The organism is Marinospirillum sp., from assembly GCF_014859565.1.
This window is the reverse complement of sequence record NZ_JACUUA010000067.1, coordinates 1-16,573: the sequence shown is the minus strand read 5'-3', so window position 1 is coordinate 16,573 and position 16,573 is coordinate 1. Positions and strand designations below refer to the sequence as shown.

Below are 16,573 nucleotides of genomic sequence, written 5' to 3'. Positions count from 1 at the left end.
TGGCGCTTTAGCGCTTAGGGCGGGGAGCAGTCACGCGCCGGATCTTTTTTCGGGCTCCGGGCAATTCCTGGTGGAATTTCTTTCCAACCTCGGTTAGTTTAGGTGCTATAACCTAACCTTTTGGGGATGCACGATGTTGAAAAATCTGGATATTCAAAATGCCGGCGGCCTGGTGCCAATGGTGGTTGAGCAATCAGCCCGAGGTGAGCGTGCTTATGATATTTATTCGCGCCTGCTGAAGGAACGTATTATTTTTGTGGTGGGTCAGGTGGAAGATTACATGGCCAACCTGATTGTGGCTCAGTTGTTGTTTCTTGAGTCAGAAAATCCCGACAAAGACATCAGTCTGTATATCAATTCACCGGGTGGTTCTGTCACTGCGGGCATGTCGATTTATGATACCATGCAGTTCATCAAGCCGGATGTTTCGACCATGTGTATTGGTCAGGCCGCCAGCATGGGTGCCTTGTTACTGGCTGGTGGTGCCAAGGGCAAGCGTTATTGCCTGCCTAATTCCCGCATGATGATTCACCAGCCTTTGGGTGGCTTTCAGGGACAGGCTTCAGATATCGAAATCCATACTCGTGAAATTCTGGGCATCCGTGACAAGCTCAACAAAATTCTGGCGCACCACACCGGGCAAAATATCAAAACCATTGCCAAGGATACTGATCGTGATAATTTCATGGATGGGTCAACTGCGGTAGAATATGGACTCATCGATAAGATGCTGGAAAAGCGTCCTATCTGATCAGGCAGTTAAGTAGTGTTATCCTGCAGAGATGCGGGATAAATACCGAAGTAAACGGGGTTAAACATGGCCGAAGGCAAAAAAAGTAAAGACAAGCTTTTGTATTGTTCATTCTGTGGCAAAAGCCAGGATGAGGTGAAAAAGCTGATCGCAGGGCCATCGGTCTATATCTGTGATGACTGCGTTTCGCTGTGCACCGATATCATTCGTAACGAGTTGCAAGAAGAGCTGGGCGATGAAGATGAGCGCTTGCCGGTTCCAAAGGAAATTCGTACTCATCTGGATGACTATGTGATTGGCCAGGATCGCGCCAAAATGGTGCTGGCTGTAGCGGTTTACAATCATTACAAGCGGTTGCGTACTCAGGGTGGCAACGGCAAAGATGTTGAGCTGGGTAAAAGCAATATTCTGCTGATCGGGCCGACAGGTTCAGGTAAAACCCTGCTGGCAGAAACTCTGGCGCGAATGCTGAATGTTCCTTTCACCATGGCGGATGCTACTACCCTGACCGAAGCCGGTTATGTGGGTGAAGATGTTGAAAACATCATTCAGAAATTACTGCAAAAGTGTGATTATGATGTTGAGCGTGCACAACGCGGCATCGTTTACATCGATGAAATCGACAAGATTTCCCGCAAGTCTGATAACCCATCCATCACCCGTGACGTTTCTGGTGAGGGTGTGCAGCAGGCTCTGCTCAAATTAATCGAAGGTACGGTTGCTTCTGTACCCCCTCAGGGTGGTCGCAAGCACCCCCAGCAAGAGTTTTTGCAGGTGGATACCAGCAACATGCTGTTTATCTGTGGTGGTGCTTTTGCCGGTCTGGAAAAAGTGATCCGTGCCCGTACTGAAAAGGGTGGTATCGGTTTTAGTGCGGAAATCAAAAGCAAGCAGGAAGACAAGGTACTGGGTGAAGCGCTGACCGAAATTGAACCGGAAGATCTAGTGCGTTTTGGCCTGATCCCGGAGTTCATTGGTCGTTTGCCTGTAGTGGCTACCCTGACAGAGCTGGATGAAGATGCACTGATCCAGATTCTGACTGAGCCAAAAAATGCCCTGGTCAAACAATACGCCCGACTTTTTGAAATGGAAGGTGTAGATCTGGAATTCCGTGAGGAAGCCCTGCGTGCCGTTGCTAAGAAAGCCTTGGAACGTAAAACCGGTGCACGTGGTTTAAGATCCATTATGGAAAATATACTGCTCGATACTATGTACGAAATTCCTTCACTGGATCATGTTGCGAAGGTAGTGGTGGATGAGAAGGTCATTCAGGGTGATGCCAAACCTCTGATGCTCTTTGAAAATGATGAGCTGGAACAGTTGGCTGTTAACAGGGGTTAAGCCTTTGCCCACAACCTTGTTGAAGTCACTGCAAGAAAAAAAGGGGCCTTGAGCCCTTTTTTTCTTGCTCCTGAGCCACCATATAGACACATTACGCGCCGGACTGGCCGAACGAACTTGAAGAGGGTCCTCTGCGATGTCCCAGCAAAAAGATACAACTGCACCTGCAGTATTTGAGTTACCCCTTTTGCCCCTGCGGGATGTGGTCGTTTATCCGCAAATGGTGATTCCATTGTTTGTGGGGCGGGAAAAATCCATTCATGCGCTGGAAGCAGCCATGGCCAGTGATAAAAAAGTTTTTCTGCTGGCACAGAAGGATGCCGAGATTGACGATCCCGAGATTGAGGATCTCTACACCATTGGTACTCTTGCCAGTATCCTGCAGTTATTGCGCTTGCCTGATGGTACAGTAAAAGTGCTGATCGAAGGTGAACAGCGTGCTCGTTTGCTGGATGTGCAACACATTGATGATGTTAATGCCCAGGGTGAGCCGGTTAGTTATGTGGTGGCAGAAGGTGAGCTGCTGCAGAGTGAAATCCTCTCCGAGCGAGAACAGGAAGTCTTAACCCGTGTTTTACTGGGTCAATTTGAGCAGTATGTAAAACTGTCCAAAAAAGTACCGGCTGAAGTATTAAACAGCCTGCAGAGCATTGCTGATCCAACCCGTATGGTCGATACCATTTCTGCTCATATGTCGCTGAGTGTAAAAGACAAACAGCAGTTGCTGGAACTGGACAAGGTACGGGATCGCATTGAGTGTCTGATGGCGCAGATTGAGGAAGAGATCGATCTGCTGCAGGTAGAGAAGCGTATCCGTGCCCGTGTTAAGCAGCAGATGGAAAAAACTCAGCGTGAGTATTATCTGAATGAGCAGATGAAGGCCATTCAGAAAGAAATGGGTGATCTGGAAAACAGTGGTAACGAAATTGAGCAGCTGACTAAAAAGATTGAAGCTTGCGGAATGCCGGCTGATGCTAAAGAAAAAGCCAGCAGTGAACTCAGCAAGCTAAAAATGATGTCGCCCACCTCGGCTGAAGCCACGGTAGTGCGGGGTTATCTGGACTGGATGGTGAGCCTGCCCTGGAAAAAACGTTCGCGCGCCGGAATTGATCTGAAAAAGGCTTCCGAAATTCTCGATGCAGATCATTACGGTCTGGAAGAAGTTAAAGAGCGAATTTTAGATTATCTGGCTGTACAACAGCGCGTTAAAAAAATCAAAGGCTCCGTGTTGTGTCTAGTGGGGCCACCCGGTGTTGGTAAAACCTCGCTAGGTCAATCCATTGCCCGTGCAGTAAATCGTAAATATGTTCGTATGGCATTGGGTGGTGTGCGGGATGAAGCAGAAATCCGTGGTCACCGCCGTACTTATATCGGCTCCATGCCTGGCAAGTTGATCCAGAAACTGTCCAAGGTTAATGTCAAAAACCCGCTGTTCTTGCTGGATGAAATCGACAAGCTGGGTATGGATCACCGAGGTGATCCATCTTCAGCCCTACTGGAAGTGCTGGATCCAGAGCAAAACAGCAAGTTCAGTGATCATTATCTGGAAGTGGATTTTGACCTGTCTGAAGTGTTATTCATCTGTACCGCCAACTCCATGAATATTCCAGCACCACTGCTGGATCGTATGGAAGTGGTGCGTTTGCCCGGTTATACCGAAGACGAAAAAACCAATATCGCTGAGCGGTATCTAGTGCCTAAACAGATGGAAAATGCCGGTCTAAAAGGTACAGAGGCCGGGTTTGAACAGGCAGCGCTGTTGGAAATGATCCGTTATTACAGCCGTGAAGCCGGTGTACGTGAGCTGGAACGCCAAATTACCCGTGTCTGCCGCAAGGTGGTGCGAGAGCTGGGTGAAGGCAAGGTTCAGGCGCCTGTTAAAATTGATGCCACGGCCATTGAGCATTATCTTGGTGTGCGTAAGTACAACTATGGCTTAGCGGATGCTGAGAACCAGATCGGTCGTGTGACTGGTCTGGCCTGGACTAGCGTGGGTGGTGAGTTACTCAGCATTGAAGCCGCCATCATGCCTGGTAAAGCACGTCTGGTGAAAACGGGCTCGCTGGGCGAAGTGATGCAGGAGTCCATTCAGGCCGCTCTGACTGTAGTCAGAAGCCGCTGTATGGCGCTGGGTATTGATCCTGAGCTGTTCGAGAAAAAAGACATTCACATCCACGTACCAGAAGGTGCAACACCCAAAGACGGCCCCAGTGCTGGTATCAGTATGTGTACTGCTCTGGTGTCGGCCTTTACCGGCATCCCGATTCGTTCGGATGTTGCCATGACCGGCGAGATCAACCTGCGTGGTGAAGTGATGCAGATCGGTGGATTAAAAGAAAAATTGCTGGCGGCGCGTCGGGGTGGCATCAAAACTGTGCTGATTCCACAGGATAACGAACGGGATCTGAAAGAAATCCCTGACAGCATTAAGGGGCCGCTGAAAATTCTGCCGGTCAAATGGATTGATCAGGTGCTGGATGTCGCCCTGGCGGAGCACCCAGAACCCTTGACAATCGAGGCGTTAGGAAAAAAAGAAGAACTCGTTGCTGATTCAAGACCTGGAACCCACTAAATCGCCAAATAATTGCCTCAGGGTATTTCCCTGAGGCGGCTTTAGAGGCTAAGATACACGCCATACGGCTGATACAGCTACTTGAGTTGTTTTTAATGAAGTAATACTTGCATTCTGGACGTTGAGCCAAATCTTTACGGAACAGAAGCTTGTTAAATACCAAAAAAGGGGTGGAAGAGTGAATAAGTCAGAATTGATTGATGCTATCGCAACCAACGCAGATCTTCCTAAGGCTGCTGCTGGCCGTGCGCTGGATGCCGTGCTGGATACAGTAACCACTGCTCTGCAGAAGGGTGATAGCGTTTCACTGGTAGGTTTTGGTACTTTTACTGTCAAAGAGCGTGCAGCACGTACCGGTCGCAACCCACAGACTGGTGCTGAAATTCAGATTGCTGCTGCCAAGGTTCCGAGCTTCAAGCCTGGCAAGGGTCTGAAAGACGCAGTCAACTGAGTTTAACCGACCATTAAAGCGCACCCCTTGAGGTGCGTTTTTTTTTGCAGGCTTTTTCCCTGATTGGTTGTTGTACGGTAAAGCGCTATAATCCGGCGTTGAACTTTTCCTTTTGCCTTGCCTGGAGATGAGGGCTGCATGCTTGTAAAAATCAGAGAGAAATCCAAAGGGATAGTGGCTTATTTCCTCGTTGGCCTGATCGCCATAGCGTTTTCCATGTGGGGTATGGATTCATTGTTCACCGCCATGCGGGGAGACCCGAATGAAGTGGCGAAGATCAATGGTGAAACCATTAGCCAGATACAGGTGGATCGTGTTGCTCAGCAACAGATGCGCCAGTTGTTGCAGGGTGGACAGATCGATCCCGATCAGCTGGATATGAACCTGCTGCGCCAGTTCGCACTGAATCAGCTGATTCAGGAAGAGCTGCTGCGCCAGAAGGTACAACAATTGAACATGCGGGTCTCTGATCGTCAGATCGAACGTCAGATTGTTCGTATGAATGCCTTTCAGGATCAGAACGGACGTTTTAACCAGGATACCTACACTCAGTTGTTGCAGCGCGAAGGACTGACACCCGGTACGTTCAGAGAGCAACTTCGTGCTGACCTGCTGAACCAACAGCTACTGAATGGTTTGTCAGACAGCGAGTTTGTACTGGCATCCGAGCTGACCGAGTTTCAACTGCTGGTCGGCCAGAAGCGTGATTACCGTTACCGCATCTTTGCAGCTGATGAATTTGTGAGCCAGGTCAGCATCACTGATGAACAGATGCAGCAGTTTTATCAGCAACAGCAAAACCGTTTTATGACCCCGGAACAAATCCGTGTCAGTTACCTGTTGTTTGATCCAGCGAGCCTGGCTGAAGGCTTGACAGTTACAGAAGCAGAACTTGAAGCAGAATATGAACGTTATGTGGTTTCGCGTAAAGCTCAGAGTAGCAGTTATTCAGCGGCTCATATCCTGCTGACCTTTAATAATGCGGCAGAAAAACAAGCCGCAACCCGTCGCTTGCAAGAAGCTCGTGAGGCAATACAAGCGGGTACTGATTTTGCTGAGCTGGCCCAGGAACTGTCAGAAGATGTCGCTACAGCACGTCGAGGTGGTGAGCTAGGGCCGGTACAACCCGGTAGCCTAGATAGCCAATTTGAAGCAGCACTGTTTGGTCTTGAGCAACCCGGTGATGTATCGGAGGTTGTTGAGAGTGAGTTTGGCCTGCATTTGATTCAACTGGTCGCCAAAGAAGAAGCTTCCATCCCTTCTTTTGCCAGTCTGCGTGAAGAGTTGCACAGTCGTCTTCTGGCTCAGCCGCTGCGTGCAGCAACCAGCGATAAGCTGGAACAGCTGCGGAATCTGAGTTTCAGTTCAGATAGCTTAGCTGAAGTTGCAACAGCATCCGGTTTGCCACTGCAGACCAGTGACTGGCTGCAAAAGCAGGCGCTTAACAGTTTCTGGGCTGAGCGTACAATTGCCGAAGCACTTTTTTCACGTGATGTAGTTGAAGATGGTTGGATTACCGAGCCGTTGCGATTGGACGATGGTCGTTTTTTGCTGCTGACTCGTGATGCTTACCAGCCACGCCAGCAACAGCCGTTGGAAGAGGTTGCGACTGAAGTGCGTCAACAACTACTGCGCAGCGAAGCTGCTGCCCTGGCAACAGCTGCAGCTGAGACGGCTCTGCAGGAGCTGCAACAAGGTAAGAGTGTTAATGGGCGTTGGGTGCAACTGACTGAATCCAGCCGTAATAACCTCAATGCACCTCGTGAAATCAACCGTGAGGCCTTCCGTCTGAATGAACAGCAGGCAACCGGTGTGATTGCCACGACAGATGGTAATACCGCACTGATTGAGTTGGTTCGTGTGCAACCGGGAGAAGTCACTGAGGATTCGGGTGATCTGGCACAACTGGCTCGATTGCTGATGGAAGATCGTGGTTATCGGATGCAGGCACAGTTTGTTAATCAGCTGGAAAGTGAAGCCAGTATCGAACTGCGCTGATCAGATCTTTACAAGAACCAGAAAAAACCGGTCAGAGATAGACCGGTTTTTTTCGTCCTGAGCCTGGAGCGGGTTGCCTCAGCTTGCAGTGGATGCAGGAGGTTTGTTGATAAAGTACCAGCAGAGAGCCAGCACCTGAGCAGCCAGCATGGCAGCAAAAGCCGCAACATAAGCCATTTGTGGGTATTGGCCGCTGACATCCGGCGTCCAAAGTGCAATCACCACACCAATCAACCACTGAATCAGAAATGCAGAAGTAAAAACCAGCAGATTTAATGCCGTATTAACCCGTCCGGCCAGTTTACCGGGGAATTGTTGTGACAAGGCAGCGTACATCAGTGTTCCGGAGCTGCCAAAAAAGCCCAGCAGAACCCACAGTAGAGTGCTCGAAACAGGCAGACGTAACACCAGTGCCAGCATCGCCAGAGAAAAAATCAGCATACCGGTTACACTCATCTGGGTGGTGGTCAGTCCCATCCGTTGCAGTCGAGTAGTTAGCCATCCCAGCCCCATAAAACCTGCCACCATGCCTGCTGCAGACCAGAACAGCAGATCAGCCGCTGCTGAAGCTGTATAACCGTTCACCTCACGTAACCAGACACTGGCCCACAGGCTGAGTAGTGCAATATACAAGGCCTGATTTAATACACTGGCAGGTGCCACACGCAAAAAAGCCGGATGACGGAAAATAGCCAGGCTGTCACGGATCTGCACCCCCAGAGTATCCGAGCTGCGATTTTCTGCCGACAGGATTGCCGGAATTCTCAGGCGTATCAGTAGTGCTATCAGCAACGTCAGTACCGCCAGTGACAGAAACAGGCCGCGCCAGCCGATTAACGGCAGCAACCATTCTGCCGGTGCTGTTGCGGTCAGGGCACCCAGACCACCGCAAGCCAGCTGCAGCCCGTTGATCATAGCCAGACGCTCAACCGGCACCAGCGCAGCGTAAGCACGAAATGCTGACATCAGGCAGGCAGAAACACCCAGTCCGATCAAGCCGCGGCCAATCCACAGCTGGGTGGCATTCTGCGCCAGAGCAAAAATCACTGCACCGACGGCTGCAATCAGCAAAATGGCCGAAGCCACTTTACGGGTATCAAATCGATCCAGTAATACACCCAGTGGCAACTGTGCCGCCGCAAAAAAAAGAAAGTAGGCACTGCCAATCCAGCCCAGTGTGGCCGGCCCCAGAAGCAGCTCTTCGGCCAGTGGGCCGGTAATCACCGCATTCACCACACGGTAAAAATAAGAAAGGTAATAACCCAGCGCAAAGGGTAAAAAGACATGTAGAAAAAAACGTGTATTCAGCTTCACGGGATGAGTTAATCCAAGTTGGGTTAATGATGCACCAAAATATGGCATTACAGGCTTTTTGGCAAGCCAGCTGGTATCTGCTAGAGTTTGCGCCTGATTACTAGAATGGGATAACTGACATCATGTTGCCGGGTCGTTTGATGCTGGATCTGGAAGGACAGCAACTGTCTGCTGAAGAAAGACAATTACTGCAACGCCCCTCCGTGGGTGGTGTGATCCTTTTCAGCCGTAATATTGTGGATCAACACCAGGTTGCTGAGCTGGCCTCAGAAATCCGTGCCCTGCGCCCGGAGTTATTGCTGGCAGTGGATCAGGAAGGTGGACGAGTACAAAGGTTAAAAGAAGGTTTTACCCGTTTACCTGCGATGCGACAGCTGGGGTATCTGTATGATCTGAATGCTGCCGCAGCACTGGATGCATCCCGTCTGATTGGGCAGCTGATGGCAGCAGAAGTGCTGGATGTAGGTCTGGATTTCAGTTTTTCACCGGTGCTGGATCTGGATTACGGCAGCAGTCAGGTGATAGGGGATCGTGCTTTTGCCGCTGATGCAGGCACACTGATCCGACTGGCTGCTGCTTTTATTGACGGAATGCAGCGTGCTGGTATGGCGGCTACCGGTAAACACTACCCGGGTCATGGTCACGTTGCTGGGGATTCCCACACCTGTCTGCCGGTGGATGAGCGCAGCATGACAGAGTTGCGAACCACTTGCTTGCAACCTTTTGTCGCTTTGGCAGATAAACTGCAGGGTATAATGCCAGCACACGTGATTTATACGGCACTGGATAACCGTCCAGCTGGTTTTTCGAGACCCTGGTTGGATCTGCTGCGTCTAGAGCTGAGATTCACCGGGATGATATTCAGTGATGATCTTGCCATGGCAGGTGCCGTTGAAGCAGGCAGTTTTGCCCAACGAGCCGAGTCGGCACTGGCTGCTGGTTGTGATCAGGTGCTGGTGTGTAACGACCCAGCCGGTGCACGGGATGTTCTGGCTTGGATGGAACAAACTTCGGTCACCTCCTGTTCGGTGGCTTCGGCGTTGCGGGCAAGACCGGCTGCTGGACGCGGTTGGTTACAGTCGCCAGAAGCCTTGTTGGCCAGACGGCTGGCAGCAAGACTGGTCGAAGATGACTTGCAGTCTGCCATACACCTGCTGGTTTAATGCACTACAAACTATAAGGTCATGTTGTGAACGAGTTACTTGAAGTGGTTGCTTCTGTGGGTGGTGTCATTCCAAAAGAATTTGCCTGGATAATCCAGGTGTTTATAGTGATTTTTGTGGCTTTGCTGGCCAACTACTTCGCCCGGCGATTTTTTGATCGGCTGGAGCAGCGTTTTGCCAGCACCAATAATCACTGGGATGATCTACTGCTGGAAGCGGGGCGTAAACCAGCAGCAATTTTTATCTGGGTTCAAGGGCTGCTCTGGGCGCTGGATATTGTGCGGCTTAATTCCACGGTGGATCTTTTTGATGTTGTAGACCCGATTCGTCGAACCACGGTGATTGTGCTGTTAACCTGGTTTGTAGTGCGTTTTATTAGTGGTATGGAAGTCCGTTTGACCCAGCCGGGTATGATCGGTAAACCCATGGATCTGACCACTGCCAAGGCCATCAGTAAATTACTCAAGGCATCAGCAATCATCACAGCCTTGCTGGTGTTGCTGCAGTCTCTGGGCTTTTCTGTTTCCGGTGTACTGGCTTTTGGTGGTATTGGTGGTATAGCCATAGGTTTTGCTGCTCGTGATTTGCTGGCCAACTTTTTTGGTGCGCTGATGCTGTATTTTGATCGCCCTTTTGCGGTGGGTGACTGGGTACGTTCACCGGATCGCGAAATTGAAGGCACAGTGGAAGATATTGGCTGGCGACTGACCCGCATTCGTACTTTTGATCAGCGTCCTTTGTATGTACCCAACTCCATTTTTGCCAATATTGCAGTAGAGAATCCGTCACGCATGTTTAATCGACGAATTTTTGAAACCATTGGTATCCGTTATAGTGATGCTGATAAAATGAATGTTATCGTTGAGCGAGTGCACCAGTATCTGGTTGAGCATCCAGAACTGGAAACCGAAACCCGCACTCTGATTGTTAACTTTAACAAGTATGCAGCTTCATCGCTGGATTTCTTTGTTTACACCTTTACCAAAACCACCGCCTGGGTTGAGTTCCATCGCATCAAACAGGAGGTTTTACTGAAAATATTTGAAATCATTCGTGAAGAAGGTGCAGACATCGCTTTTCCAACACGTACCTTGCATATGGGCGACATCCTTCAACAGGACTCAGCCAGTGTTGCAGCCCAGCCATCTATTCCGGTACAACCTCAGCCATGATTGAAGAAACAAATAACGAAATTCAGCGTATTCGTACTGTCCTGGCTGATGCTGATTGTCTGGTCAGTGCAATACAGGTCAGTGATGCTTTTGATCAAATGGCAAAAGCCATTACAGATCGTTTAAAAAACCAATTGCCTGTGGTTTATTGTGTGATGAATGGTGGGTTGTTTGCCACTTCGGAACTGCTGAAGCGTTTGAGTTTCCCGCTGGAGGTGGATTATTTGCACGCTACACGTTACCGCCGCAAAATCCAGGGTGGTGATCTGCAATGGCGTGTGGAGCCAGAAATAGCCATGAAAGGGCGCAGTGTGCTGGTGGTTGATGACATTCTGGATGAGGGGGCAACCTTGGCAGCCATTCTGGAACACTGTCGTAAACTAGGTGCCAGAGAAGTTTTTTGTGCTGTGTTGGTGGATAAAAAACACAATCGCAAAGCTGTGGAAGGTTTCCGCGCTGATTTTACCGGTCTGGACGTGGAAGATCGTTACCTGTTTGGTTGTGGCATGGATTATCAGGGTTATCTTCGCAACCTTCCTGCCATCTATGCCCCCAAAGGGCTCTGAGAGGAACACGGATGCTGGCAATTATTGGTGGTACAGGTTTAACCCGAATGCCCGGCGTGGAGTGGCTGGCGGAACGATCTGCCATGACTTCGCTGGGTGAAGCTTCGGCTCCGGTACTGGAGGCTCAACTTGAGGGGCAGCGAGTGTTGTTTTTAGCGCGTCACGGCCATCCGCATAAAGTGCCGCCACATAAAATCAACTACCGCGCCAATTTGCTGGCGTTACAGGCGGCGGGTGCCAGCAGAATTCTGGCGGTTAACGCTGTGGGTGGTATTGATCCGGCATTGGTGCCGGGTACGCTGGTGGTGCCGGATCAGATGATTGATTACAGCCATGGCCGGGAGGCGACTTTTTTTGATGGCTGTTACTTGCCTTTAAAACACATAGATTTTACCTCACCCTATTCCGAGTTTATGCGGCAGCAGTTATTGCAGGCCGGAGAGTCAGAAGGCATGGCGCTGGTACAACAAGGTGTTTATGCCACCACCCAGGGCCCCAGACTGGAAACAGCAGCAGAGGTGCGCCGCCTGGCACAGGATGGTTGTACACTGGTGGGGATGACCGGTATGCCCGAAGCGGCGCTGGCTCGTGAGCTGGAACTGCCTTACGCCTGTTTGTCGCTGGTTGTTAATCCAGCGGCAGGTCTGGTGGCAGGTGAAATCACCCTGGCAGGGATGGAAGCCGTACTGGAACAGGGTATCGGCAGGGTCATGCAGTTGTTAAAAGCAGTAGTGCGCAGGCAGGCTGAACCAATGATTTAACACCCAGCCGATTATTATTCAGGTGCGGCATCTGCATCTGGAGCGCGTTCTATTTTAATCAGCAGGCCGAAATACGGGCTGTCAATCATATGCAGTTCACCACTGCGCATTCTGCGTCGCTGATGCATTCTTGCTGAATCACTGATCTGAAATCGCCCTTCAATCAGCCGAGAGCCGTTACGAATTTCATCCGGTTCGATCTTCTGCAGTAGCTGTGGCAAGTTCGGCTGACTGGTCAGTAACGGGCTATGACTGCTTTGCAGCAACTGGGTGACAGAGGTTTCCTGTGAATTGTCTATGGGTTTAAAGCGGCTGAAATAAAAATCCGTTTCTACATGCAGATAACGTGCAACACTGATTTTCAGCTGCCCTTGTAACTCAGGAAAACCATCATAATACTCACCACCCTCAATCAGCAGTGGCAGGCTTCTTTCTTCTGCAGTCACCGGCATCCGCCAGGCATCATGAAATAACAATCGGTAATTGGCATTACGCTGCAGCGCTTCGGCTTCTTTGACCAGCTGGGGTTCGGTGGGTGTGTAGAGCTGCAGTGGCAAATAACTCAAACGATTCCAAGCCGGTGCCGGACCAATTTTTAAAGCTGGGCTGTGCAGCTTGTCAAAAATTTTCGGGCGGCCTGGCATTTCGGTGGTGTTTCGGGCAATCGGCTGGGTAAACACCAGCACCTCAATGATGTAGTCTCGTTCGTTGCGGTGAGGTTGCAGCTCCTCCTGAGCGGCCAGTGTCAAGGGCAGCAGGCTGCTGACCAACAGCAGCGCGAGGGGTAACAACGGTGACCGAGTCTTGATCAGGTGCATTCAAAAGTTTCCCATGTTTCAACAAATCTGAGTTCGAAAGGTTAGGGCTTCACTGAGTTGAAGTCAAAGCCTTAACTCAGTGCATCCAACAGTTGCTGGAGTGCGGCAAAACAGCGTGTTGCATCACTCATGTCGCGGTTGAATTTCAGTGCCTGAGCACCATCCAGTCGGTAAACCTGTGGCTGGCGTTGTACCAGCTGTACCAGCTTGATGGGTTCGACCTGGGTTTGGCTGCCGAAGTGCAGGATGCCCTTATCCTTGCCGGCATCAATACGCACAATACCCAAATTCTCAGCCTGCTGCTTGATGTCGGTGAGTTTGAACAGGTTTTTGGTGGCTTCCGGCAGCAGCCCGAAGCGGTCGATCATTTCCACCTGCAGGTCTTTTAATCCGGCTTTGTCCTTGCAACTGGCAATGCGTTTGTAGAGTTGTAAGCGGCCATTCACATCCGGTAGATAGTCTTCCGGGATCAAGGTGGGCAGATGCAGGCTGATTTCGGTGCCGCGCTGCAGCGGTTGGTCAGCTCTAGGAGTTTTACCGCTGCGAATGGCTTTAACAGCATCTTCCAGCAAATCCATATACAGGCTGAAGCCCAGGCTTTCGATCTGACCGCTTTGTTCTTCACCCAGCAACTCACCGGCACCGCGAATTTCCATATCCTGTGAGGCCAGCAGGAAACCGGCACCCAGGTCTTCATTCAGTGCTATGGCTTCGAGGCGCTTTTCAGCGTCAGGTGTCAGCTTTTTACCATCGGGTGTCAGCAGATAGGCATAAGCCTGATGGTGAGAGCGCCCGACACGTCCGCGCAGCTGGTGCAGCTGTGCCAGTCCGAACTTATCCGCACGCTCAATGATGATGGTGTTGGCATTGGGCAGGTCGATGCCAGTTTCGATAATGGTGGAGCAGAGCAGCAGGTTAAAACGCTTGTGGTAAAAATCCTGCATGACGCTTTCCAGCTGGCGTTCCGGCATTTGACCGTGAGCAACACCCAGACGGACTTCGGGAATCAGTTCACGCAGTTTTTCTGCAGCATTCTCGATGGTTTTAACATCATTGTGCAGGAAGTACACCTGACCACCCCGCAGTAACTCGCGCAGCACGGCCTCTTTAATAATGGCTTCATCCCGCTGGCGTACAAAGGTTTTGACCGACAGGCGACGGGCGGGCGGGGTTGCAATAATGGACAGGTCACGGATGCCGGACATTGCCATGTTCAGAGTGCGCGGAATCGGTGTGGCGGTCATCGACAACAAATCCACATTGGCACGCAGGGCTTTTAGCTGTTCTTTCTGGCGCACACCAAAACGATGCTCTTCATCAATAATCACCAGACCCAAATCCTGAAACTTCACCGAGGACTGCAGCAGTTTGTGGGTACCTATCAGGATATCCACCTTGCCTTCTTGCAGCCGCTGGATGCTGGCTTCCTGCTCTTTGGCAGAACGAAAACGCGATAACAGCTCAATATTCACCGGCCAGTCGGCAAAACGATCTTTGAAGTTATCATAATGCTGCTGAGCCAGCAGGGTGGTGGGCACCAGCACCGCCACCTGCTTTTGCCCATGAACAGCAATAAAGGTTGCTCGCATGGCGACTTCGGTTTTACCAAAACCGACATCACCACACACCACACGATCCATGGGACGGGTACGGCACATGTCTTTGATCACGGCATTAATGGCCAGTTGTTGATCCACCGTTTCCTCAAAGGGGAAGGCGGCTGAAAACTGCTCCCAGGCTTCTTCATCCAAGGTGAAGGCATGACCTTGCTGGGCTTCACGCCGAGCATAAATATCCAGCAATTCAGCAGCGGTATCACGGATTTTTTCTACCGCCTTGCGGCGTGCCTTGTCCCATTGATCAGAACCCAGCCGGTGCAGGGGTGCTACTTCATCATTACTGCCGCTGTAACGGCTGATGCGATCCAGTGATGCCACTGGCACATACAGGCTGGCGTTGTCGGCATACACCAGTTTCAGAAACTCCTGGGTCTGACCACCGGCACTGAGGGTTTCCAGCCCCATGTAACGTCCCACACCATGATCAATATGCACCACAGGGTTGCCCGGTGTAAGTTCGGACAGGCTACGAAATGCCAATTCCTGATTTACTGCCGAAGTCTGACGGCGGCGGCGCTGCAGAATACGTTCACCGAACAGGATCGACTCAGTAATCAGCAGCACTTGTGGCTGCTCAATCCACAAACCCCGATCCAAGGGTGCCAGGGTTAATGCCAGCGGAGGGCGTTTATCCAGAAAGTCCTGCCAGTTGTCCACATCCACAGGATGCAGCTGATGGCGATGCAGCAGTTCCAGCAAGGCTTCGCGCCGGCCACGGGATTCAACGGTCAGCAGCAGGCTGGTCTGTGGGTGACTGCTGATAAAATCCTGTAGAGCGCCGAGTGGGCGACTGGTTTTAGCGTGGACTGCCAAGTCAGGCAGGGCGTGGGTGGATAATTGTAAATCGCCAGACAGGCTGTCAGTGGGTGGTTGCTGGTGCAGCTCCACCCGTGCAAAAGCCTTGCGTTCACGGTTCAGTTGATCCAGCGGCAGGTACAACTCATGCGGTGCCAGGCAGGGGTGTTGTACATCATGGCGCAGGCTTTCATAACGCCGTTCGATTTCTTCCCAGTAATGGCTGGCTGCTTGTTGTGTATTGCCGGTTTCTGCAATCAGTGTGTCTGCTGGCAGGTAGTCAAACAGAGTGGCAGTTTGATGGAAGAACAGTGGCAGCAAAAATTCCAGACCGGGAGTGACACGGCCTTTTAAAGTGTCCTGATACAGATCACAACGTGACAAATCCACATCAAACCGGGTCTGAAACTCAGTACGGAAGATAGTTAGTGAGGTTTCATTCAGTGCAAACTCATGAGCGGGCAAGAGCGAGATGGCATCGGTTTTTTGTTCAGTGCGCTGGGTTTCGGGATTAAAAAAGCGCAGTGATTCAATTTCATCATCAAACAATTCAATACGCAGGGGCTGTTCACTGCCCATTGGGTAAAGATCCAGCAGACCACCGCGAACCGTGAATTCCCCGTGTTCATACACGGTATCCACGGCTCGATAACCGGCTTCTTCGAGCTGGCGGCGAAAGGTGTGCATTGCCAGCTTCTGACCCAGCTTCAGATCCAGTGCATGACTGGCAACAAACTCTGAGGGGGGTAAACGCTGCATCAGGGTGCTGACCGGTACCAGTAATAGGCCTTTCTGCACACTGGGTAAAGCCAGCAGGGTTTTCAGGCGTTCAGATACAATATCCTGATGAGGCGAAAAACGGTCATAAGGCAAGACTTCCCAGTCGGGCAAACTCAGAACCGGCAGGGTGTCAGCAGCAAAAAAACGTAACTCATCAGCCAGCAGCTGAGCAGATTGGCTGTCTGGGCACACCACCAGCAAGGGGGCTGGATGAGCCGTGGCTGCTTCCAATAGCGCCAGTGCAGAGGCGGCATCATGCAGGTTTAACCAGCGCTGTAAAAAACCGGCTTTGCGAGGTGGCTGTTCAGATAAAAGGTGGCTGATGTTGGCCGGATGGGTCATCGGTTTCGTGGCTCTGCTGTTAATTAAAGAGGGGCATGATAACAGCCTGATCAGAAGGAAAAAATGCTCTGTACCTTGTGACTGCTCCCCGCCCTAAGCGCTAAAGCGCCACGGGCGAGGCTTCCAACTT

The 16,573-nt window shown here is 51.0% G+C and carries 12 protein-coding genes; 9 read left to right on the top strand and 3 right to left on the bottom strand.

Annotated features, from left to right (window positions below):
* The first annotated feature begins 133 nt into the window (after positions 1-133).
* The 5 genes from clpP (at position 134) to IBX50_RS10115 (ending at position 7,113) form a co-directional block, all read left to right on the top strand.
* Positions 134-751 carry an ATP-dependent Clp endopeptidase proteolytic subunit ClpP gene (clpP, locus tag IBX50_RS10135; protein WP_292255563.1) on the top strand — a complete coding sequence of 206 codons (618 nt, stop codon included), beginning with the start codon at positions 134-136 and terminating at the stop codon, positions 749-751.
* Positions 752-817: 66 nt separating this feature from the next.
* Complete coding sequence (gene clpX / locus IBX50_RS10130) at positions 818-2,092, top strand: ATP-dependent Clp protease ATP-binding subunit ClpX (protein WP_292255561.1); 1,275 nt, start codon at positions 818-820, stop codon at positions 2,090-2,092.
* A gap of 136 nt (positions 2,093-2,228) precedes the next feature.
* Entirely contained in the window at positions 2,229-4,664 is a 2,436-nt protein-coding gene (lon, locus tag IBX50_RS10125; protein ID WP_292255559.1) for an endopeptidase La, read from the top strand.
* A gap of 130 nt (positions 4,665-4,794) precedes the next feature.
* On the top strand, positions 4,795-5,115 hold the full coding sequence (locus IBX50_RS10120) for an HU family DNA-binding protein (protein ID WP_292255564.1): 321 nt from the start codon (positions 4,795-4,797) through the stop codon (positions 5,113-5,115).
* A gap of 138 nt (positions 5,116-5,253) precedes the next feature.
* Positions 5,254-7,113, top strand: coding sequence for a SurA N-terminal domain-containing protein (locus IBX50_RS10115; protein WP_292255558.1), 1,860 nt, complete (start codon positions 5,254-5,256; stop codon positions 7,111-7,113).
* Between the two features lie 78 nt (positions 7,114-7,191).
* Here the strand turns inward: IBX50_RS10115 and IBX50_RS10110 are convergent, their stop codons facing one another.
* Positions 7,192-8,427, bottom strand: a complete 1,236-nt coding sequence (locus tag IBX50_RS10110; protein ID WP_292255557.1) for an MFS transporter — start codon at positions 8,425-8,427, stop codon at positions 7,192-7,194.
* Between the two features lie 122 nt (positions 8,428-8,549).
* On the opposite strand from IBX50_RS10110, the gene nagZ reads away from it, so the two are divergent.
* From nagZ to IBX50_RS10090, 4 genes are read left to right on the top strand one after another with little or no spacing between them, the layout of a single operon-like run.
* A complete protein-coding gene (nagZ, locus tag IBX50_RS10105) occupies positions 8,550-9,590 on the top strand; it encodes a beta-N-acetylhexosaminidase (RefSeq protein ID WP_292255555.1) in 1,041 nt (346 codons plus the stop codon).
* A gap of 26 nt (positions 9,591-9,616) precedes the next feature.
* Positions 9,617-10,762 (top strand): mechanosensitive ion channel family protein, encoded by a 1,146-nt coding sequence (locus IBX50_RS10100; protein ID WP_292255553.1) that lies wholly within the window; start codon positions 9,617-9,619, stop codon positions 10,760-10,762.
* Positions 10,759-11,328, top strand: a complete 570-nt coding sequence (locus IBX50_RS10095) for a hypoxanthine-guanine phosphoribosyltransferase (protein WP_292255551.1) — start codon at positions 10,759-10,761, stop codon at positions 11,326-11,328. The genes IBX50_RS10100 and IBX50_RS10095 overlap by 4 nt, the downstream gene beginning before the upstream one ends.
* An 11-nt stretch (positions 11,329-11,339) precedes the next feature.
* Positions 11,340-12,089, top strand: a complete 750-nt coding sequence (locus IBX50_RS10090; protein WP_292255550.1) for an S-methyl-5'-thioinosine phosphorylase — start codon at positions 11,340-11,342, stop codon at positions 12,087-12,089.
* A gap of 14 nt (positions 12,090-12,103) precedes the next feature.
* On the opposite strand, the gene IBX50_RS10085 is transcribed toward IBX50_RS10090, so the two are convergent.
* A complete protein-coding gene (locus tag IBX50_RS10085) occupies positions 12,104-12,907 on the bottom strand; it encodes a CsiV family protein (RefSeq protein WP_292255548.1) in 804 nt (267 codons plus the stop codon).
* 71 nt (positions 12,908-12,978) lie between these two features.
* Positions 12,979-16,443 (bottom strand): transcription-repair coupling factor, encoded by a 3,465-nt coding sequence (gene mfd, locus IBX50_RS10080; protein WP_292255547.1) that lies wholly within the window; start codon positions 16,441-16,443, stop codon positions 12,979-12,981.
* Between the last annotated feature and the right edge of the window lie 130 nt (positions 16,444-16,573).

What these genes read in the sequence shown, in the direction of transcription:
- IBX50_RS10115 (WP_292255558.1), top strand. Translation starts at nt 5,254, where the DNA reads ATGCTTGTAAAAATCAGAGAGAAATCCAAAGGGATAGTGGCTTATTTC.
- lon (WP_292255559.1), top strand. Translation starts at nt 2,229, where the DNA reads ATGTCCCAGCAAAAAGATACAACTGCACCTGCAGTATTTGAGTTACCC.
- clpX (WP_292255561.1), top strand. Translation starts at nt 818, where the DNA reads ATGGCCGAAGGCAAAAAAAGTAAAGACAAGCTTTTGTATTGTTCATTC.
- clpP (WP_292255563.1), top strand. Translation starts at nt 134, where the DNA reads ATGTTGAAAAATCTGGATATTCAAAATGCCGGCGGCCTGGTGCCAATG.
- IBX50_RS10085 (WP_292255548.1), bottom strand. Translation starts at nt 12,907, where the DNA reads ATGCACCTGATCAAGACTCGGTCACCGTTGTTACCCCTCGCGCTGCTG.
- nagZ (WP_292255555.1), top strand. Translation starts at nt 8,550, where the DNA reads ATGTTGCCGGGTCGTTTGATGCTGGATCTGGAAGGACAGCAACTGTCT.
- mfd (WP_292255547.1), bottom strand. Translation starts at nt 16,443, where the DNA reads ATGACCCATCCGGCCAACATCAGCCACCTTTTATCTGAACAGCCACCT.
- IBX50_RS10095 (WP_292255551.1), top strand. Translation starts at nt 10,759, where the DNA reads ATGATTGAAGAAACAAATAACGAAATTCAGCGTATTCGTACTGTCCTG.
- IBX50_RS10090 (WP_292255550.1), top strand. Translation starts at nt 11,340, where the DNA reads ATGCTGGCAATTATTGGTGGTACAGGTTTAACCCGAATGCCCGGCGTG.